Origin of the sequence: Roseimicrobium gellanilyticum, from assembly GCF_003315205.1 — a bacterium.
Lineage (GTDB): Bacteria > Verrucomicrobiota > Verrucomicrobiia > Verrucomicrobiales > Verrucomicrobiaceae > Roseimicrobium > Roseimicrobium gellanilyticum.
In genome coordinates this window covers 427,927-445,969 of record NZ_QNRR01000004.1, presented here as the reverse complement: position 1 = coordinate 445,969, position 18,043 = coordinate 427,927, and the positions used below count along the sequence as shown (strand labels likewise).

Genomic DNA, 18,043 nt, shown 5'->3' with positions numbered 1-18,043 from the left:
TTTCTTAATCAGACGCACCTGCGCAAGGCGGGGCTCGGCACGTCACACTCCACGACGCAAAGCGCTCCTTCCTCATGCCTGATGAAAGCGGGCCGAGGTACATGATTCGCTATGCCCACCACTCCCTCGACCTTGAGAAACGTCTCGTGACATCTTCAGCCCTCTGCACCGTGAAAGATCATGCCCAGGTGCCACCTTGCGCGAAGCGCCTTGGAGTGCGCGTGCGAAGCACCGCTTTGGGCAGGAGCGGGGAACCCATCACGTGCAGAATCCCCGCCACGTCTCCAGCTCGTCGGGTGATGTGACAGGTGACATGGGACACGCTGTCAGGCCGGAGGCCTAACGTCCTGGGTTTCTCCTTGGTTTCTCCATCGACTCTTTGCTGCTTCGTTGCTTTGCTGCTTTGCGTTTTTCAATCTCCTGTCAGGTGGAACGTCAGGCCCGTGCAGGTGGCGAGGGAGGACGCGGGTGGACGAAGGGCCTCCGGGCTTCCCTGAAGAATTTCAGATTTCAGATTTCAGACTTGAGGAGCAGAAGCGAAGACGGAGAGGGGAAGTTTGCCTGACACCCCTTTTCCTTCCCTCCCTGCGCTTCCCCACCCCTCAGTACTTCGGCACGCGGCCGTCCACGCGGTCAGACCAGGCGTCGATGCCGCCGGTGAGGTTGAAGACGGTCTTGTAGCCGACACTGCGGAGCCACTCGGCGGCGTGGTGGGAGCGGACGCCATGGTGGCAATAGACCACGATGGGGCGGTCCAGATCCAGCAGGCGCGCGGGGGCCTGCTGGGGCAGCGTGTTCAGGGGGATGAGTTCGGCCCAGTCCAGCTTGCAGTGGCGGAACTCGTCTTCTTCGCGCACGTCGATGAGCCGGAAGGCGCGCGGACCGGGGCGCTGCATCAGCTCGTGAAGTTCTTCTGGGGAAATTTCCATTTAGGAGGGCGCTTTAGTAGCGCACTTCCACCGGCGTGCCAACAGTCACATTGCGAAAAAATGCCTGCGCCATGTCAACCGGCATGCGCACGCAGCCGTGACTGGCGGGATAGCCGGGAAGGTACCCGGCGTGCATGCCGATGCCGCGGGTGAAGCGCATGAAATAATGCATGTTTGCTCCATCATACTTGGTACCGGGCGGCTGCGGATCGACGTTGCGATCGATGTTCGATGCCACGACGTTGCCACTGTAGTCCACGTAATCGCCGTACTGGCTGGACTGGTGCCACTGGTTCTTCTGCGAGATGGTGAACTTCCCGGTGGGTGTGGGATGGTCCACATCCCCGGTGGAGAGGGAGGAGACGCCGACGAGTTTGCCGCTCTTGTAGAAGAACGCCTGCTGCTGGCCGAGGGAGATGACGATGTGGGGATTTCCCGGAACGCCATCGCCGCGCCACCAGGAGTTCGTATCGGTGGGCTGGCCTGCGTAGCGGCTGTCGCCGGGGTCGTAGCCCTCAAGGTACACCGTGCGACCAGACACAGCGCCGGCGGGTCCGTAGTAGTAGACGTCTGCGCAGTTCGTCAGCAGCAGCGAGGCGCAAACGCCGAGCGCAGCCCTGCACGCATGGCCATGGGTGATGAGAGAACGGACACGACGAAACACAGGCGTGAGCAGCGACAGCGGCATGCGTAGGGAAAGGGGTAAAAGGTTTTGGGGGCGTGCCAGTATGATGCACCACTGCGGGGTTGTCCACCTTCGGAGCGGCGGAGCGGAGCGTGGGAGAAAGTGGGGTGATCCGTGGTTGCCTGCTGCAGGAGATTTTTTTCGAATGAGAGTTGGCGGAGGCACGTGGTGAATGATGAAGGGGGCAGAGACGCAAGCTGGCCCAGCCGTGCATTTCGCTACCCATCCTGCGGCAAACATGCTGTGCTGGGGCAGCCTCCTGACGTCATCCAATCATGCGCGAGCCATCTCCGCTACCATCCCCCACTCCACCCTCCCCTGCCTTGAGCCGTGGCGGCCATGCCCGGGGCGGGTCGGTCGCAAAAGGAAAAAGGACATCCCCCTGGCTCAAAGGAGGGTTGCTGGGGGTGGTCGCTCTGCTGGTGGCCCTGGGCGCGTGGCTTGTGATGACGGTGCTGCCCGTAGGCATCGGCTCGAGGATTTTTGAGGCGTCCGTCAATACCATGGAACCGACGGTGACGAAGGGTGACTATGTGTATGTGAACCTGCGCGCGTATCGGAGTGGGACCCTGCCGACCCACGGGGATCTGGTGATTCTGAATACCGGCGATGTCCCGGCGATTGAAACGCGGGACGGGAAGAGCACCATTTTCCTCGAGCGCGCGGTAGGGCTTCCCGGGGACACGATTGCCATTGTGGGCGGGAAGCTGACGGTGAATGGCTCCGTGCCTCCGGCGCTGGAGGGACTGAGCTATGTGACCTATGCTGTGCCGGGCGGCGGTCTCACGCACGAGGGCGCCACCTTTACCGTGCCGCCGGACTCTGTGTATGTGCTGGGGGACAATACGAAGAACAGTTACGACAGCCGTTTCTGGGGACCGGCGCCACTGAAGGCGCTGCGCGGCAGGGTGGAGAGCTGCGTGTGGCCACCGCCGAGGATGCGGCGGCATTGAGAAGTGGGAGTGAGGGGTGAAGGCTCATTGGTTGGGAGGGCCAGATGGCGGGGACGCGTGATGTGGTGGGTGATGGTGTATGAGAACAAAGGCAACCATGTCCCGGCAGGTCCTGAGGGAATGGCCGCAAAAGAGCGCAAAGAACACAAGCGTTAGAATACCAAGCTTGCTGCGCGCTGTCGTCGCACCGATTCATCCCACGCTCATATGGCATCAAATTGTCCTGAATCTCTTTGCTGCCTCGCTGCTTTGCGTTTCAACTGCGGTACTCACCGCTGACCAGGCTCCTCCCCCTCATGCTTCGCGCGCTCAACCGCTTCGTCCGTCGTCTGCCGAGCCTGCTCAAGCTGATGGTGACAGTATTCATCGCGATCATGGCGACGGGCGCCTTTGTGGCGAAGGTGCTGGACCGCCTCGGCGTACGTGGGTGTGCGCCAAATCTGGAGCCCATCACGTGGCACTATTGGCTGGTGCTGGTGGTGGGATTGTGGATGTTCCGGTGCCTCGTGCGGGACATCCTGTGGCCGAAGCTGCGAGTTGAGGAATGGACTCCGGTGCACCAGGGCGACGGCGCCATCGCGGCACAGACACGGGCAAAGATGCGCTATGCGTATCTCACCACCCACCCCTCCTACATCCTCGTGGATGTGCTCGCGGTACTGGGGCCTGCAGTCCTGATGGTGATGGCATGGAACGAGCCCTGCCATGCGAATCACCAAGTGCTGATGCTGCGCTCCGCAGTGGCGCTGTGGCTTCCCCTTCCCCTGCTGCGGCTGCTCAGCTGGTTTGTGCTCAAGCGTGGGAAGGCGGCGCTATTTCAGCATCTCGCGGAAAATGCGAGCGAGGAGAAGAAGTCCGCGCTGGAGTGGCGCATCTGCTGGCAGCCGGTGTTGAATCTATGGGGCTTGTACCTCGCGATTGCCTCGCTGGTGATCGGCATCATCGCGTATGAGCAGCGCCAGGAAGAGAAGAACACACCGCTGCTGGATACGGCGCAGTTCAGCGCGGCGATTTCAGACCCAGCGAGCTTTGGCGAGAAGCGCCTGCGCGTGCATGGCACCGTGGCGAGCGGCGTGAAGGAGTTCCGTGGCAACGTGCGCGGCACCGGCGTGGCGATGCATACGGATGCAGGACCGGTGCTGGTGTTTGCGACAGGACTGATGTCCGATGAGTTCGTGGCGATGGTGCAGGAGTCTTCAGCGACAGGGCAGCCCGCACGCTTCGTGGCGAATGTGATGCCGGACATCCTTCCAGAAGACGCGCGGAACTTCGGCTGGAACGCAGGAGCGTTTGCGGGTGATGGTGATTTCGCGAACGCACCGGTGTGGTTGCGGTTTGTGAAGAGGTAAGTGGCGAAACACTCTTTTGAGTTGAAACGCAAAGCTGGAGAGCCAGGCATGGCTCATTGGAGCACCATGCAGTGCACCCGATGCGAGGGTGGCTTTGCATCAGCTGCAAACTCCAGAGCGACATCTTGCACGAGTCCAAAGGTCGCAGTTTCAAAAAGCTGCATGTGCCATGCCATAAACACGCCCATGGACATGTGCGGCGGCGATGCAATGCCAGCAATCGCCACTGCTGCCTCACACGAGCAAGCCTCAATAGGCTTGCGTGTTCGCAGACAAAGCGATCGATTCACACCCCCTACTATTTGACTCCATGAAAACAGAACGCGAAAAGGCACGGGCCGACGCCCGCAACGAAGATCCCATCAGCGGTGCTCCTGGGGCGCATCCCGTAGGTACGGGAGTAGGCGCAGCCAGCGGCGGCGTGGCCGGTGCAGCAGCAGGCATCCCGGGAGGCCCCGTGGGCATGGCTGTCGGCGCAGCCGTAGGTGCCGTGGTCGGAGGACTCGTGGGTAAGGGTGCCGCGGAAGGTATCAACCCCACCGTGGAGGAGGCGTACTGGAGGGAGAACTGGAACCAGCGCGACTATGCGGACGCAAACATGACCTACGAAGACTACGAGCCCGCCTACCGTCAGGGCTATGAGGCCTACGGTTCGCAGAAGTACAAGAACTTCGACGAAGGCGAATCCGATTTCGCTAGAATGTGGGAGGAGCGGAAAGGCAAGTCCCGCCTCGGCTGGGACAAGGCGAAACGCGCCTCGCGCGATGCCTGGGACCGTGTGGAGCGCGCCATCCCCGGCGACGCGGACAAGGACGGAAAGTAGTGTCCCCCACGTTATACACGCAAATCAACGAATGGAGCGCGGTCTTTCAACCCGAGGGGTGGCTACCCGCAAGACAATGCGGATATATATGAGTGCAGAAGAATCCAAAACTCGCCTCACCTCGCCACCCTGCGACCTGAAAAGGCCGCGCTCCTTTGAATTGTCAAAATCTACTCTGGCCCACTACTGCACGAAGATAAACTGCTGCGTATTGATAAGCGCGTAGATGAGGTCTTCGGGTTTATCCAAGCCTCGCGCTTTCGCCTTTTCCCAGGCAGCCTTCTCGGTGGTGGTGGGTTTGCGAGTAAGGAGGGTCTGGTAGATGATGTCCACCTGGTCCTCCGGATATTGCGTGGTGGCGAGATTGAGGCCGAGCTGGGTGTAGCGTTTGGTGATTTCCTCAAAGAGGCTGCTGTTCATGAGGACGAGGGCCTGGGCGATGGCGGCATCCGAGCTCGAGTTCTCTATCATGTCGCGGTCGCTCTGGCCGAACTCGCGGAGGAAGTGGCCGCGCGGTGCGGGAGAGTCCAGCTCGGCAGCGCGCTTCCACTCCATGGCATGGCGACGACGGGTGGCGATGTAGGCATCCCACTCCCGGGGGTCGATGCCGTAGCGCCGTGCTTCCGCACGGAAGAGGCCATCGCGAGTCCCAGCAGCCCTTTGTTCTTCACGCGCGATGGCAGGGTCGAGATCATAACCGGGTACGGGGATGTAGTCGCGCTGCTGGCCAGCGTTTTGCAGCTCCTTGAGCGTGGGCGTACGCACAGGGATGGGCGCGGGCGCGGGCTGCCCGGTCTTCTTGGTGTAGAGACGGGCAACGGCAGGGACGACGACGTTCTCATGGATGCCTGTGCGTGAGGTGAAGCTGAGCATGCGGATTTCCACATTGAGCTTCTCCATGAGGGGCTTGTCCTTGGCCTTCTGCGCGGCGGTGAACTTGTCCTTCAACCCCTTGGACTCCTGCGCACTGGCTTCGTAAGCGAGTGCGGCTTTCATGGAGCCGTCGAAAACTTCCTGCGCATCGAGAAGGTCAAGCGCATCACTGAGCTTCCCCTTGTAGAGGATGCGTGAAGCCATCTCCGCATCAATGCCATGGCGGCGAGGCAGGTCGGGATTGGGATGGATGAGGGTGATGAAGGAATCCCAGATCTGCTCGGCGGTCATGCGGCGCAGGAGCGGGCCGGTAAAGTGATAGGCCTCCCCAGGCTGCAGCTCGGCGTGGGAGGCGGCACGCTGATACGCATCCGTGCGGTAGAGCACGGCGAGAAAGGCGCGGGTGTCGTAGCGCAAGTCGCGCATCAGCTTCTCGAGATGCTGCATGAGCACCGGGTCCGTGGCGACGGTGCTGTCCATCATCTCATCCACCGGCTCGATGAGGCCGCGACCGAATACTTTCTTCCACAGGCGGTTTGCGATGACGGTGGTAAAGCGCGGATTCTGCGGAGACGTGAGCCAGTCGGCGAAGGCTTTCACGGAGTCTGCCTTCTGCGGGTCGCAGGTGACCTGCTCGCCCATCATGGTCAGCGGAGTGATGCGATCCTTGGGCTTCGCGTCGGAGTACTGGTAGTCGTGCGGGAGCTTCAGCTGGCGCTTCTCCGGCAAGGCCTGCACCTTGCTGTAGCGGACGAAGTCGCCGAGGTTCTCCGAGATGATGCCGAGCCAGCGTGCCTGCGCAGCCTGGTCAGGCTTCTTCTCCGCGGCGCGCTTCATCTTGTTCACCTCGTCCTCAGCGGAGATGCCGGTGAAGTTTGTCTCCAGCGGGTAGGTGAAGGCCGCCATCTGGTAGAACTGCATCTGCGTCGTCTTGTCGAAGGGATCGTTATGGCACTGCGCGCACTCGATGCGGGTACCGAGGAAGATGCGTGAGGTGCTGGCGAGATTCTCCAAGGGCATGCCGAGGTCGCGCATGTAGTAGCCAATGGCAGGATTGTGCCAGACCTTGCCCTGGGCGGTGAGGAGTTCGTGAACAAACTTGTCGTACGGCTGGTTCTCGCGGATGCGTTTCTTGATGTGCTCGACGTAGGGCCTGGAGGTCATGTTCCCCTGGCCGCCATTCGCATTGGACTGCACACGCAGGATGTCTGCCCAAAAGGCGTACATATGCAGCGCGTGCCCTTCGCTGGCCAGGAGTTCATCTATGAGCTCCCCACGCTTCTCCAGGAGCGGCCTGGTATCCTCAAGATAGGCGCGCGCCTCCTGCAGCGTGGGAATGCGGCCGATAATATCAAGATACACGCGGCGCAGGTAAGTCTCCTCACTCGCGGGTGGATTCACCGTGACGTTGTTCTTCTGCCAGTGGGTGATGAGGAGGTTGTTGATCTGGACGGCGGCGGCAGTGGGATAGCGAGGGTCGACGGGAGTCTTCGACGGCGACATGGCTGGGAGTGCAGCAGAGGCAGAGTCCGCGGCGATGGCCGGGAGCGTGAGGACGAGGGACGCAAGGAGAGTGGCGGCAGGGGTGAGCTTCATGTCGGGTCGGTCGTCACAGGTGTGGGCCTCTGCTATGCATACGAGTTTTGCCGAGGGAATCTTGCGACTTGCCGCTGGGGCCAGGGGCGTTACCATGCCATGTCATGGCGACCCCAGAGCTTCTTTCCGAGATGCTCGAAATCCACATGGTCGCGCTCTTCAAGTTTCCAGATGGGCTTTTCACCCGGTGAAGGAGTAGTGCATGGCCAGAAGCGGGAACGCTGCCGCAGCCGATGAATAACGACGACTCTCCTGAGCAGACACCCATCCCGCTGGATGAGCTGGACTCTCGCACTGGTCGCCGTGCCGCTGCTGTATGTGCTGACGTTTCCGCTTATCTTCTTCACCGTGATGCCTCCTTCGTATACCCCATCACCGGGAACGCCACGGCGGCCTCCGGCATGGCTGAATGTCTATGCGCGTCCCTTTTTCTGGATGATGGACAAAACACCGCCGGCCCATCCCCTGAACCAGTATGGCGCGTGGTGGCGGTCCATGCTGGAGTAAGCATGAGTTGCTTGCACACTCCAGCATGAAGCAGCACGATGGAACCGGGCATGCCCCCACTTACCCACGACAGGGCCGCATGAATGATGAAAGCTCCAACGACGAGGTGAAGACGCGTGCTGCCTCTCCGTGGCTGGGCTGGACGCTCGGCCTGCTCGCCGTGCCGGTGTTGTATTTCCTCACACTGCCGGCGGTGGTGGACTATGCCGTGTCCCATCCAGCGGTGGATGACTCGGCCTTGATGAAATGGTATTTCAAGCCCTACAGCTGGATCCATGAGTGGCCGCTGACACAGCGCTACCACACGTGGTACCTGAAGACGACGGGATTGCCCACCCCCTACGATCCGGTCCCATGAGTGAGCATCAGACTGACGAGTCTTCGCGCGAGAACGCACGGCCTCCTTCACACGCCCGCACGACGGGCGGGACGGTGGTGCTGATTTTTCTGGCGGCACTGATGCTGTATGTGGTGACGCTGCCGCCCATCCTCGTGCTGGCGGAGAAGTACCGTCCTGAGGACCAGCTCCCCTCCCCTGTGGTCGTGTGGTACGGGAAACCCGGTCTCTGGCTCTACAACGAATCCCCCGTGAGCGGAGTGATGCTGGAGTATGTGTACTGGTGGGAGGGACTGGTGAATGGGAGACCCTGATATGAGGTGAGCAGAGGTGAGGTGAGGTGGAACGTCAGCCTCATGCGGATGCGATGCCGGACGCGGGTGGACGAAGGGCCTCCGGCCTTCCCACCTGAACGCGGCTGTGGACGTTCGTGAGTACGATGAAGGTGCTCAGGGATGTGTGAATCCCCTCATGCATACCACGGAAGGTGGCACGAGAAGCGAATCCGTAGGCGAAGGCAGAGAGGCAGGGTCGCGTTCATGTTCACGCCCCTGCATTTGCTCATCCTCCCCACATCCGTTTCATCCCCCACACCACACATTCATGCATGCTCCCCACACTCCGGTTCCTCTCCATCGCGCAGTCTCCATCCTCATGCTGGGCGTGGCCATGGTCCTCTCCAGTTGCGTTTCTGCGCCGGATGGCGTGACACCCGTGACGGGATTCGACGTCAAGCGTTATGAAGGCAGGTGGTATGAAATCGCGCGGCTGGACCATCCCTTTGAACGCGGACTGACGAATGTGACCGCGACCTACTCCGAAAGCCCCGATGGCGGGGTGCTGGTACTGAATCGCGGGTACGATCCGAAGTCGCGCAAGTGGAAGACAGCGGATGGCCTGGCCAAGCCGCTGGGTGACCCCGGCACGGGAAGCTTCAAAGTGAAGGTGAGCTCACCCTTCTACGCGAGCTACCACGTGATCGCGTTGGATCAAAAGGCGTACGGTTACGCCCTGGTATCCGGCCCCACGAGGGACTACCTGTGGATTCTCTCACGCACGCCGCAGATGAAGCCTGCGACTCTGGGAGAGCTGAAAGCGAAAGCCGCGGCGCTGGGCTTCCCCACGGGAGAACTCATCATGGTGTCTCATGATCCGGTGCCGGAGTCGGGCGGGCAGTGAGTGGCGGAAGGGAAGCTTCAGAGAGTGCAGATATCACGGCACCGCCCGGGCTGAATGTTTCTCCCACAGAATGGCCTTGCGCAGAACGTCCTGCCAATGTTGCATCGAACAACGTTGCTGAAAACTCATGCGCATTTCATGTCCAGTCTGCGGTCAAGGTGGTGAGGCAGTATGGTATTCGCCAGACTACGAGCCTGCGCGGCATGAGGCGTATCTGGCGGAGGCGGTCCGTTTTTCCTTCATTTGGGAAGGAGAGGCGACCCACACCTACCTGCTTTCACCCGGATTCATGGAAACCCATGGCATTGAGAACGCCACCATGCCTCTCACGAAGGACTACCCGGCATGGGATGCCCTGGTGAGATTTGAATGCGAGGATTGTTTTGAATCCCGGCGGTTGCGGTAGGTACAAGCACCGGACTGTTTCCCGCAGAAAAGTACATGTGAGCAATTCTGAGACATGGAGTATCAAAGGGGAAGACATCATTGAAGAGTGCACAGGCTCGCAGGACTCCGACACATACTCTCCCATGCCTGAATCTCCTCTCGCATCCTCATCTCGCGGTTGGTGGTATGCGCTCACAGCAGTGCTGCCTTTGCTGTATCTACTGAGCATTCCGCCGCTCTATTTTTCATTCCTCCGGACTACATCGTCCAGTGGTGCATTCGATGTGCCGGGCTGGGTCAGGTTCTATATTGGACCTTACATGTTGCTGACTGACATCCCGCTCCTGGCCGAGCCCATGAGGACATACTTCTTCTGGTGGGCAGAGGTGCTGGACGCCAGGGGGGTGTGGTGATGCATGCCAAAACGGCATGCGTGTGCAGGTGAAACGTCAGACCCGTGCAGGTGAAAGTACACTGCACGGGCGGATGAAAGCCCTCTGGGCCGGCCGAAGATGCGCAAGTAAAAGTGCAGGAGCACGATGTCGCGGACGACGACGGAGAGGATGTGGAGTTACTGAGCGAGGTAGAGATCGATGGCGCGAGCGAGGGCGTTTTCAGGCGCCCCTCCAGGAGCGATGCGCTTGGCGGCTGCAAGGGCGTTGGGATGACCGTGGGGCATGGCGTAGGAGGCGCCCGCCCATTGGAACATGGCGATATCATTTTCGCCATCGCCGAAGGCCACGACATCCCTGGCGCTCAGGCCGAGATGTGCGGTGAGGCGTGTCAGGCCATTCGCCTTCGTCACGGTGTGAGGCATGAGCTCGAAGATGCCATGCTCGGTGTGCAGGGCCTGCATGGGGAGCGCGGTGACCTCAGGCAGATGACGCAGGCCGGCGACGTACTCAGGCGCGCCAACCCACAAGACTTTGTAGGCCTGGCGCTCGAGGATTTGCGCGCGGGGGATGCGGCGTGAGGAGCGGCCATTGATACTGTCGTGATATGCGAGCTGGGGTTCGCGGGAGGAGTCGGCATCGGTGATGGTGCCTTCGGGTACCTGCACGAGTGAGACGAGGCCTAGCTGGTCGCCCGTGGCGAGGGCGAGCTCCACTTCTGTGCGCGTCATGTACTGACGCTCCAGCACGGTCTTGCGGTCGGCATGGGTGACCTCCGCGCCTTGGGAGCAAACGTACCAGTCCACCGCACTGAGTTGCGTGGCGATGGGCGCAATGGCATCGAAATGGCGGCCGGAGGCGATGACGACGGTGATGCCATGTTGCTGCAGACGGGCCACGGCGGCGAGATTCTCGCGACTGGGCCGCCGGTCGGGGCCGAGCAGGGTGCCATCCAGGTCGATGGCAGCCAGCTTCGCAGCCGGGCGCAGTGCGGGAGTGCCTTTGAAGAAGGCCGAGACTGTGGCGGGTGTCGTGCGTACTGGAGGCGTGAGAAGTGATGATGTCATAGGGGGTGAGATTTCTTTGCAGGTTCCTGGTTGATGAGCAGGCGCAGGCCTTGCTCCGTGAGTAACGGATTCTTTGTTGAGCCCGCGCGGGTCTGGTCAGAGGCAGAGGCGCGGGTGGGTTGCGATGCGGTACCGTGGCAGGGCTACAGCTTGGGCAGACGCGGTTTCATGATAACGAAGGGTAGGCTCGCGGGCTGATAATTCCAATGGTGCTTTCTCATCACCGTGATAACCTCAAGTTATGGACATTCACGAACTGCGCTCCTTTGTCGTGCTGGCAGAGCAGCTCCACTTCGGCCGTGCGGCGCGTGTACTGCATCTGAGCCAGCCGGCGCTGACAAAGCAGATCCGCAAGATGGAGGAGGAACTGGGTGCGGTTCTCTTCGAGCGGGGGCGGCACGGCACGCGTCTCACCATCTTTGGTGAGACGTGGCTCACGCAGGCGCGGCGGGTGATTGCGAGCTTCGAGCAATTGCTGGAGAGCGGACGGAAGATGGCGGCGGGACGTGCCGGGCGATTGCGCATCGGCTTTGGTTTCACGACGCTGGATGTTGTGCCGCGCGTGGTGGTACGCCTGCGGGAGTCCCTGCCCAATGTGGAGGTGATGCTGCGGGACATGTCCTCCGCGGAGCAGGCGGAGGCATTGCGCGAGGGTGAGATCGACATCGCCTTCATGCGCATGCCGCTGCCACCAGGCGGCGGCTTCCACGCCATGCCGGTGATCAAGGACCGACTCGCGCTGGTGACGCCGCGGCTGGAGCACGGCAGGAAACTGCGGCTGGCGGACTGCGGTAAAGCACCCTTCGTGGTTATTTCGAAATCGCGTTCCCCGGGCTTCTACAATCACATGCTGAGCCTTTGCGCCACGCAGGGCTTTCATCCTCGCATCGTACAGGAAGTGCTCGAGACCACCACCGCACTGGCCATGGTCCGTGCCGGTATGGGCTACAGCATCCTGCCCGAATCCCTCAGCGCTCACAGTGCCGCCGGTGTGCAACTCCACCGCATTCCCGACATGAAGTCCATATGGACCGTGAGCGCCGTGTGGCAGAAGCGCGACGGGAACCCGATGATTCCCGTCTTCCTAAAGATGTTGAAGAAGGTTATTCAAGACGGCAGGATGCCGGAGGACGCAAAGACATGAGTGAAGACTTTTCTTCCGAAAAGCATGGGTCACGCTGGCTCAGCTGGGTGCTGGCGACCGTCGCGGCGCTCCTATTGTATTTGCTGGCAGCGCCCCCTCTTCTCTTTGGCCTTATCTCAGACTGGGGCAAGCGCAGGCCCCAGGCCCCGGAAGCTTGGATGACTCCGTTCGTCATGCCTTACCAGTGGCTGCTAGACCACACACCTCTTCGCGGTCCACTCACCAATTATTCGCGGTGGTGGGGACAGAAGTTCTTTGGCAAACACATCACTCCGTCCCCGTCTAGTACGCCACCCCCATCATCTGCGCCAGCTCCTCCGTGAGGCGTGGTTGTAGCACTCACCGGGGGGGGGGAAATGAGAATGAGGGCAAGAATGCCCCCATTCCTTGACGCTCGAACGTTTGATTACACCCCCAACGCTTTCTGCATCTGCTGCCTCACTTCCGTGAGTCGCGCGACGTCGCCGCCGCGCACTTCTGCGGTGGCCCAGCCGGTGAAACCGATTTCAGCGAGGGCATCCCGCACTTCGTTCCAGGGCAGATCATCATCGGGACTGGTAATGTCCACGAACTTGCTTTGCTTCCGGCTGAAGCCCTTGATGTCCAGTTTCACGGCACGATAGCCGAAGGCTTTGGTCCACGCCGCTGGCTGCCCGTACTTCCAGTGATTGCCGATGTCGTAGTACATCCCCACCCACGGACTGTTAAAGCTGTCGACAAACTTCACGAAACGCTCGGCGGTCTGCTCAGGGCCGGCGTCATGATCATACATCATCTGGTTCCACACGTTCTCGAAAAGAATCTTCTGTCCCAACGAGGCAGCGAGCGGGATGGACTTCTTGATTTCCTGGCGGCAGCGTTCTTCAATCTCCTCTGCGGGACCATCACTCCCCTTCCCCACGACGATGAGGATGCCGCTGCCACCGACGGCGTGCGCAACACGAAGGCAGTGATCCATATTGGCGCGCGCCTGCTCCCTCACCTTCGCATCCGGGTCCGTGAGACGCACCTTCCAGTGGTCGTGATTGATCGCGTTGTGCGCAAAGATGCCTGATTCCTTCACCGCATCGCGGGCTTCATCCACGGTGAAACGTCCTGCCTCGTCGAAGTCGACGCCATCGAAACCTGCTTCCCCAGCCATCTTCAAGCGCTCGACGAGGGTGAGATCACGATCACCGGCCTTCTTGGCAATCATGCCCAACTTACAGGAGAGGAGAATACGCCGGCCGCTGGGTGCGGGAAGGATGGTCTTGTCGCTGGATGCTGCTACTTGTGCAACAACGGAGGGTGACTGTGCGAGTGCGGCGGCCACGGCGCCGGCACTGCCCACGGAGAAGAAATGACGGCGGGAGAGCGGTGACGATGAGGAAGGGTTCATGGAGGGAGGCATACGTGGGCGTGTAGCGCGCACTTTCCTGAGGTCACAATGTCACCAGTGGCGGGTAGATTTCGATTGGAGCGGCGGGGATGCGTGCCAGACAGGGCAGTTCACTTATCGCAAAGTTTCCACCACCATTGTTGATAGCCGAGCATATGAGGACCCAACGGAGTTTCGTCCACCAACCAGTTGTAAGGCTCACAATAGACGTTGAGCCAATCTGGCCAATGGTCGGTCACCCACCCCTTGGTAGTCTTGCTGGGCCGTGCTGAGGCCATCCCACTCCAACGTGGCCGGACAACGATGCACATCACCGCAGGAACGGTCAGAACATACAGCAAAGGGACAGCCAACAACAGCAGTGCCCATGTCGCGATGTGAGACTTGCCGGGATGCGTGGTGCTCATTGGGGGTGAGTGTAGCGTGTGGGGGGTGTTTGTCAGGTGGGGCTGCGGGTGGGTGTGGATTTGTGCAAGGTGTTCAACACAGAGACACGGAGACGCAGAGGAACTTCGGAGACTGAAACTGAGATTGAGGAAGGAACCTGCCCATGAGGCAATATCACAGATGCATCTGTATTCCTCAGTCTCCGAAGTTCCCCTGTGACTCTGTGACTCTGTGACTCTGTGTTGGATCCAATGCAGCCCGCCGCACCCAGCAGCAAGAACACCGGCCACCGGGCCGAACACAGTCCTGCCCCCCCCGGCATCGAAGCATGGCGCTTCATCCACGCGGCACTCCTTCGTTCAAAGCGGTGTCGCGTCCCGCAGGGGCGGGATTTTGCCACCGCACTCCACGACGCAAAGCGCTCTATTTACACGAACACCAATGCAGTACGACATCAGCCGCCAGCGGCCTCAGCAGCGCAGGGCTCCACCTACGCCCGCAAGTCCGCCACCTGCGCCATCAAGTCCTGGCTGATGCGCCGGTACAAATCCTTGCCCTCGGCATCGCCATAGGCCGTGGGGTCGTAGTGCCACAACTGGCCAATGACGAGTGTGATGTCCGAGGGCTGTGGAAAGGAACCGCCACGAGGCAGGGCTTTGCGTGCGCCAAAAATACGCACAGGAAGCACGGGCACGCCGGCCTTGGCGACGATCAAACCCACCCCAGGTTCACCGGGAAGCATGTCCCCGTCGAGTGTACGGGAGCCCTCGGGGAAGACCAGTACCTTGCCCCCCTGTTTCAGAGTGCGGATCACGGTCTTCAGGCTGGTCATGTCCGGGCGCTCTTGATCGACGGGAATGGAATTCAGTTCACGGTAGAGCGTGCCTGCAATGGGATTGTTGAAGAGGGACTTTCTGGCGAGGTAATGCAGCTCCTGATCAAACGCGATGCCCACGATGGGCGGGTCAAAGAAGCTCTCGTGGTTGCTCACCACCAGCACACCCTCCGGCCGCTGCAACTGGGTGGGGTCGCCCACAACGCGGTAGTTGTAGAAGCCCCGCGCGAGCATCTTCGCGAGGCTGTAAAAGAACCAGTAGCTCAGCTTCATGTGCCGCAGTGAATTTGTCGTTCATGCAGCAGCAGTCACGCCACGCTCATGGAGCAGTTCCATGATTCGTGCCACCACCTGCGCCAGCGTCATTTCCGAGCTGTCCACCACCACGGCATCCGCCGCAGCCGTCAGCGGCGCGACTTTGCGGGTGGAGTCAATGCGGTCACGCTCACCCACGCTATCCGCATGGCCCTGCAGCCCGCGGCGCTTCGCACGCACTTCCTCGCTCGCATCGATGTAAAACTTCACCAGCGCATCCGGGAATACCACGGTGCCGATATCGCGACCTTCCATGACGGAGGGATGGGTGTGACCCACATCGCGTTGCATGGCTACGAGGATCTCGCGCACCTGCGGAATCTTCGCCACATAGGACACACCGCGGTTCACGGACTCCGAGTTGAGCTGTAACTCCACGTCCGCGCCATTCACGCGAATGACGCTGCGGCCGCCTTCCACGGTGCACTGGAAATCGGTCCCCTGCACCACGGCGAGTACGGCGGCTTCGTCTTCGGGATTGGTACCGGACTCGACCACAGCCCAAGTGGCTGCGCGGTACATGTTGCCCGTGTTCACATAGATCCAGCCGAGCTTCGCAGCCACTTCACGTGCCACACTGCTCTTGCCGGAGGCTGCGGGGCCATCCATGGCAATGACCTGGGGAGCGCTGCTCATGATGGGTCCTGCGAGGAAAGACGCTCACCCACTTCATGCGGCACCCGGTTGATCACCGGCGTGGACTCATCGGGGAACCGGGGCTCATTGAGAAAGAGCGCCAGGTCCCGCTCGAATCCGGGATAGGAAGTGGAAATGCACTCGGTGTCCTCAATGGTGGTCACCCCCTCGGCATAGAGACCTGCGATCGCGAAGGCCATGGCAATACGATGGTCACCATAGCTGGTCAGCGTGGTACCTGTCAGCTCCATGCCGCCGGTGATTTCCATGCCATCTTCGAACTCCTGCACGGGCACGCCCATGAGGCGGAGGTTCTGCGCCACAGCGGAGATGCGGTCCGTCTCCTTCACGCGAAGCTCTTTGGCGTCCTTGATGATGGTGGTGCCACGCGCCAGCGCCGCAGCCACCGCGAGGATGGGCAGTTCATCGATCACGTTCGGGATTTCATCGCCACCGATCACGGTTGCATTCAGCTCACCACCGTGAATCACCACGTTGCCGCGAGGTTCGCCTTCGGCGTAGTTCACGTTGTCGCTGATTTGCGCGCCCATGCGGACGAGCACATTGAGAATGCCGGTGCGGGTGGGATTGAGGCCCACGTCCTTGAGGATCAACTGGGCTCCGGGTGTGGCAGCGGCGGCCACCATCCAAAAGGCCGCGCTGGAGATGTCTCCCGGGACGTAGAGGTCCTTTGCCTCGGGTTTCTGGCCACCGTAGATGCTCACGGTATTGCCATCGCGCACCACCTTCACCCCGAAGTGGGCGAGCAGGCGCTCGGTGTGGTCGCGGGTCACAGCGGGCTCCACCACGGAGGTTTTGCCCTGCGTGTTCCACCCGGCGAGAAGCACGGCGCTTTTCACCTGGGCACTGGCCATGGGGAGGGTGTAGGTGATGGCATTCAAGTCACCACCGTGCACCGTGATGGGCGCACAAATCTTGTCCCCCTGCCCTGTCACCTTGGCACCCATGAGCGCCAGCGGGTCCGCCACACGCTTCATGGGGCGGCGCGAAAGACTCTCGTCACCGGTCATGGTGGTATTGAAGCGCTGTGCGGCGAGGATGCCGGACATGAGACGCATGGTGGTGCCTGAATTTCCGCAATCAATCGGAGCGGCAGGCGCCTTCAGCTTCATGCCGTGTCCGGTGACGGCCAGTTTCACTGGCTTGCCACGGCCATCCGTCTCCAGCACTTCGCACTCCGCCCCCATGGCCTGCATGGCAGACAGGGAGCAGAGGCAGTCTTCGCTCGGAAGAAAGTTCTCAATGACAGTCGTGCCCTCACACAGACCGGCGAACATCACCGACCGGTGGCTGATGCTCTTGTCTCCCGGGACGGTGATTTCGGAAGGGATGTGCTTGAGTTTGCGGACTTTGATCTGGGACATGATTCAGGGACTGGCAGGCACGCTCTGGCGGAGGAGTTGGGCCTCGTGAAGGAAATGGCGAAGAGCTTTGTCATCCATCTTCTCCAGCATCGCAAGCAGTTCATTGAAACGGTCCCGCGCCTCGGTGAGCGCTGCCAGGACCTCGGCCCGGTTCTCCGCCACAATGCCGCGCCACAGCTCGGGGTCGCCAGCGGCCACACGGGTCGTATCCCGGAAGCCATTGCCGATGCAGGAGGCCGCATCCTTGTGGTCATGGAGGGCCGCCAGGGTCACGACGGCTGCCGCGAGGTGCGGCATGTGGCTGACGCGGGCCACGATGCGGTCATGGTCCTCCGGCGAAATCTCGCGGAGATGACACCCGACCTTTTCCCAAACGGCACGAGTGACCTGCAGGGCGGAGGCGTCTGTGAGCAAGGTGGGGGTGAGCAGGCAGCTCGCGCCCTCGAAAAGGTCAGCGCGAGATACTTCAAAGCCCGCCTTCTCCGAGCCTGCCATGGGATGGCTGCCAAGGAAATGAAGGGGGCTGGCGGCAAAAATCTGTTCCAGGGCGAAGACCACGCTCGTCTTCACACTGCCCACATCCGTGACCACGCAGCCGGGGCTCACGGGCGCCTTCACAAGCTGCCTGGCAATCGCTGCCATGTGCTCCACCGGCATGCACAGGACGATGAAATCTGCACCGGAAACGGCCTCATTCAGATCCGTGGTGGCGAGGTCGGCGATACCTGCCTTCCCCACCTGCTGGGCCGCCTCCTCACGCCGCGCCCACACGCGCAGGTGGATGCCCTCACAGCGCTCCCGCAGGGCACGCAGCAGCGAGCCTCCGAGGAGGCCGGGCGCCAGGATGGCCACACGTTCAGGAAAGCGGGAATTCACGATGGACACG

20 protein-coding genes are annotated in these 18,043 nt (G+C 61.1%); 10 read left to right on the top strand and 10 right to left on the bottom strand.

Annotated features, from left to right (window positions below):
- Positions 1–602: 602 nt before the first annotated feature.
- On the bottom strand, positions 603–929 hold the full coding sequence (locus tag DES53_RS14295) for a rhodanese-like domain-containing protein (RefSeq protein WP_113958941.1): 327 nt from the start codon (positions 927–929) through the stop codon (positions 603–605).
- A 13-nt stretch (positions 930–942) separates the two neighbouring features.
- Positions 943–1,617, bottom strand: coding sequence for a L,D-transpeptidase family protein (locus DES53_RS14290; protein ID WP_113958940.1), 675 nt, complete (start codon positions 1,615–1,617; stop codon positions 943–945).
- A gap of 272 nt (positions 1,618–1,889) precedes the next feature.
- On the opposite strand from DES53_RS14290, the gene lepB reads away from it, so the two are divergent.
- The 3 genes from lepB (at position 1,890) to DES53_RS14275 (ending at position 4,739) form a co-directional block, all read left to right on the top strand.
- Entirely contained in the window at positions 1,890–2,567 is a 678-nt protein-coding gene (gene lepB / locus DES53_RS14285; RefSeq protein WP_113958939.1) for a signal peptidase I, read from the top strand.
- Positions 2,568–2,863: 296 nt separating this feature from the next.
- Complete coding sequence (locus DES53_RS14280) at positions 2,864–3,916, top strand: hypothetical protein (RefSeq protein ID WP_113958938.1); 1,053 nt, start codon at positions 2,864–2,866, stop codon at positions 3,914–3,916.
- 310 nt (positions 3,917–4,226) lie between these two features.
- The gene (locus tag DES53_RS14275; RefSeq protein WP_113958937.1) at positions 4,227–4,739 is read left to right on the top strand and encodes a hypothetical protein; all 513 of its coding nucleotides are present in this window, start codon (positions 4,227–4,229) and stop codon (positions 4,737–4,739) included.
- Positions 4,740–4,922: 183 nt separating this feature from the next.
- Here DES53_RS14275 and DES53_RS14270 read toward each other — a convergent pair whose 3' ends face one another.
- Positions 4,923–7,208: a DUF1549 domain-containing protein gene (locus tag DES53_RS14270; protein WP_170157114.1), complete on the bottom strand. Its 2,286-nt coding sequence runs from the start codon at positions 7,206–7,208 to the stop codon at positions 4,923–4,925.
- 276 nt (positions 7,209–7,484) lie between these two features.
- On the opposite strand from DES53_RS14270, the gene DES53_RS14265 reads away from it, so the two are divergent.
- The 6 genes from DES53_RS14265 (at position 7,485) to DES53_RS14240 (ending at position 10,031) form a co-directional block, all read left to right on the top strand.
- Positions 7,485–7,715 (top strand): hypothetical protein, encoded by a 231-nt coding sequence (locus DES53_RS14265; RefSeq protein ID WP_113958935.1) that lies wholly within the window; start codon positions 7,485–7,487, stop codon positions 7,713–7,715.
- Positions 7,716–7,740: 25 nt separating this feature from the next.
- On the top strand, positions 7,741–8,073 hold the full coding sequence (locus tag DES53_RS14260; protein ID WP_113958934.1) for a hypothetical protein: 333 nt from the start codon (positions 7,741–7,743) through the stop codon (positions 8,071–8,073).
- Positions 8,070–8,366 carry a hypothetical protein gene (locus DES53_RS14255; protein WP_113958933.1) on the top strand — a complete coding sequence of 99 codons (297 nt, stop codon included), beginning with the start codon at positions 8,070–8,072 and terminating at the stop codon, positions 8,364–8,366. The genes DES53_RS14260 and DES53_RS14255 overlap by 4 nt, the downstream gene beginning before the upstream one ends.
- A gap of 289 nt (positions 8,367–8,655) precedes the next feature.
- The gene (locus tag DES53_RS14250) at positions 8,656–9,231 is read left to right on the top strand and encodes a lipocalin family protein (protein WP_113958932.1); all 576 of its coding nucleotides are present in this window, start codon (positions 8,656–8,658) and stop codon (positions 9,229–9,231) included.
- Positions 9,232–9,358: 127 nt separating this feature from the next.
- Positions 9,359–9,637 carry a hypothetical protein gene (locus tag DES53_RS14245; RefSeq protein WP_113958931.1) on the top strand — a complete coding sequence of 93 codons (279 nt, stop codon included), beginning with the start codon at positions 9,359–9,361 and terminating at the stop codon, positions 9,635–9,637.
- 124 nt (positions 9,638–9,761) lie between these two features.
- Positions 9,762–10,031, top strand: coding sequence for a hypothetical protein (locus tag DES53_RS14240; protein ID WP_147263409.1), 270 nt, complete (start codon positions 9,762–9,764; stop codon positions 10,029–10,031).
- Positions 10,032–10,189: 158 nt separating this feature from the next.
- Here DES53_RS14240 and DES53_RS14235 read toward each other — a convergent pair whose 3' ends face one another.
- Positions 10,190–11,077 (bottom strand): HAD family hydrolase, encoded by an 888-nt coding sequence (locus DES53_RS14235; RefSeq protein ID WP_113958929.1) that lies wholly within the window; start codon positions 11,075–11,077, stop codon positions 10,190–10,192.
- Between the two features lie 241 nt (positions 11,078–11,318).
- Between DES53_RS14235 and DES53_RS14230 the strand changes: the two genes are divergently transcribed.
- Positions 11,319–12,221 (top strand): LysR family transcriptional regulator, encoded by a 903-nt coding sequence (locus DES53_RS14230; protein WP_113958928.1) that lies wholly within the window; start codon positions 11,319–11,321, stop codon positions 12,219–12,221.
- A gap of 406 nt (positions 12,222–12,627) precedes the next feature.
- Here DES53_RS14230 and DES53_RS14225 read toward each other — a convergent pair whose 3' ends face one another.
- The 6 genes from DES53_RS14225 to DES53_RS14205 form a co-directional block, all read right to left on the bottom strand.
- Complete coding sequence (locus DES53_RS14225; RefSeq protein ID WP_113958927.1) at positions 12,628–13,599, bottom strand: sugar phosphate isomerase/epimerase family protein; 972 nt, start codon at positions 13,597–13,599, stop codon at positions 12,628–12,630.
- 110 nt (positions 13,600–13,709) lie between these two features.
- A complete protein-coding gene (locus DES53_RS33005) occupies positions 13,710–14,006 on the bottom strand; it encodes a hypothetical protein (protein ID WP_170157113.1) in 297 nt (98 codons plus the stop codon).
- A 470-nt stretch (positions 14,007–14,476) separates the two neighbouring features.
- Positions 14,477–15,094 carry a lysophospholipid acyltransferase family protein gene (locus tag DES53_RS14220; RefSeq protein ID WP_113958926.1) on the bottom strand — a complete coding sequence of 206 codons (618 nt, stop codon included), beginning with the start codon at positions 15,092–15,094 and terminating at the stop codon, positions 14,477–14,479.
- A gap of 21 nt (positions 15,095–15,115) precedes the next feature.
- The gene (gene cmk / locus DES53_RS14215; protein WP_113958925.1) at positions 15,116–15,772 is read right to left on the bottom strand and encodes a (d)CMP kinase; all 657 of its coding nucleotides are present in this window, start codon (positions 15,770–15,772) and stop codon (positions 15,116–15,118) included.
- On the bottom strand, positions 15,769–17,157 hold the full coding sequence (gene aroA, locus DES53_RS14210) for a 3-phosphoshikimate 1-carboxyvinyltransferase (RefSeq protein WP_113958924.1): 1,389 nt from the start codon (positions 17,155–17,157) through the stop codon (positions 15,769–15,771). Before aroA ends, cmk begins: the two co-directional genes overlap by 4 nt.
- Positions 17,158–17,160: 3 nt before the next feature.
- Positions 17,161–18,033, bottom strand: a complete 873-nt coding sequence (locus tag DES53_RS14205; RefSeq protein ID WP_170157112.1) for a prephenate dehydrogenase — start codon at positions 18,031–18,033, stop codon at positions 17,161–17,163.
- Between the last annotated feature and the right edge of the window lie 10 nt (positions 18,034–18,043).

What these genes read in the sequence shown, in the direction of transcription:
- DES53_RS14235 (WP_113958929.1), bottom strand. Translation starts at nt 11,077, where the DNA reads ATGACATCATCACTTCTCACGCCTCCAGTACGCACGACACCCGCCACA.
- DES53_RS14230 (WP_113958928.1), top strand. Translation starts at nt 11,319, where the DNA reads ATGGACATTCACGAACTGCGCTCCTTTGTCGTGCTGGCAGAGCAGCTC.
- DES53_RS14290 (WP_113958940.1), bottom strand. Translation starts at nt 1,617, where the DNA reads ATGCCGCTGTCGCTGCTCACGCCTGTGTTTCGTCGTGTCCGTTCTCTC.
- DES53_RS14255 (WP_113958933.1), top strand. Translation starts at nt 8,070, where the DNA reads ATGAGTGAGCATCAGACTGACGAGTCTTCGCGCGAGAACGCACGGCCT.
- DES53_RS14295 (WP_113958941.1), bottom strand. Translation starts at nt 929, where the DNA reads ATGGAAATTTCCCCAGAAGAACTTCACGAGCTGATGCAGCGCCCCGGT.
- DES53_RS14250 (WP_113958932.1), top strand. Translation starts at nt 8,656, where the DNA reads ATGCATGCTCCCCACACTCCGGTTCCTCTCCATCGCGCAGTCTCCATC.
- lepB (WP_113958939.1), top strand. Translation starts at nt 1,890, where the DNA reads ATGCGCGAGCCATCTCCGCTACCATCCCCCACTCCACCCTCCCCTGCC.
- cmk (WP_113958925.1), bottom strand. Translation starts at nt 15,772, where the DNA reads ATGAGCAGCGCTCCCCAGGTCATTGCCATGGATGGCCCCGCAGCCTCC.
- DES53_RS14280 (WP_113958938.1), top strand. Translation starts at nt 2,864, where the DNA reads ATGCTTCGCGCGCTCAACCGCTTCGTCCGTCGTCTGCCGAGCCTGCTC.
- aroA (WP_113958924.1), bottom strand. Translation starts at nt 17,157, where the DNA reads ATGTCCCAGATCAAAGTCCGCAAACTCAAGCACATCCCTTCCGAAATC.
- DES53_RS14260 (WP_113958934.1), top strand. Translation starts at nt 7,741, where the DNA reads ATGAAGCAGCACGATGGAACCGGGCATGCCCCCACTTACCCACGACAG.
- DES53_RS14245 (WP_113958931.1), top strand. Translation starts at nt 9,359, where the DNA reads ATGCGCATTTCATGTCCAGTCTGCGGTCAAGGTGGTGAGGCAGTATGG.
- DES53_RS14275 (WP_113958937.1), top strand. Translation starts at nt 4,227, where the DNA reads ATGAAAACAGAACGCGAAAAGGCACGGGCCGACGCCCGCAACGAAGAT.
- DES53_RS14265 (WP_113958935.1), top strand. Translation starts at nt 7,485, where the DNA reads ATGAGCTGGACTCTCGCACTGGTCGCCGTGCCGCTGCTGTATGTGCTG.
- DES53_RS14240 (WP_147263409.1), top strand. Translation starts at nt 9,762, where the DNA reads ATGCCTGAATCTCCTCTCGCATCCTCATCTCGCGGTTGGTGGTATGCG.
- DES53_RS14220 (WP_113958926.1), bottom strand. Translation starts at nt 15,094, where the DNA reads ATGAAGCTGAGCTACTGGTTCTTTTACAGCCTCGCGAAGATGCTCGCG.
- DES53_RS33005 (WP_170157113.1), bottom strand. Translation starts at nt 14,006, where the DNA reads ATGAGCACCACGCATCCCGGCAAGTCTCACATCGCGACATGGGCACTG.
- DES53_RS14270 (WP_170157114.1), bottom strand. Translation starts at nt 7,208, where the DNA reads ATGAAGCTCACCCCTGCCGCCACTCTCCTTGCGTCCCTCGTCCTCACG.
- DES53_RS14225 (WP_113958927.1), bottom strand. Translation starts at nt 13,599, where the DNA reads ATGAACCCTTCCTCATCGTCACCGCTCTCCCGCCGTCATTTCTTCTCC.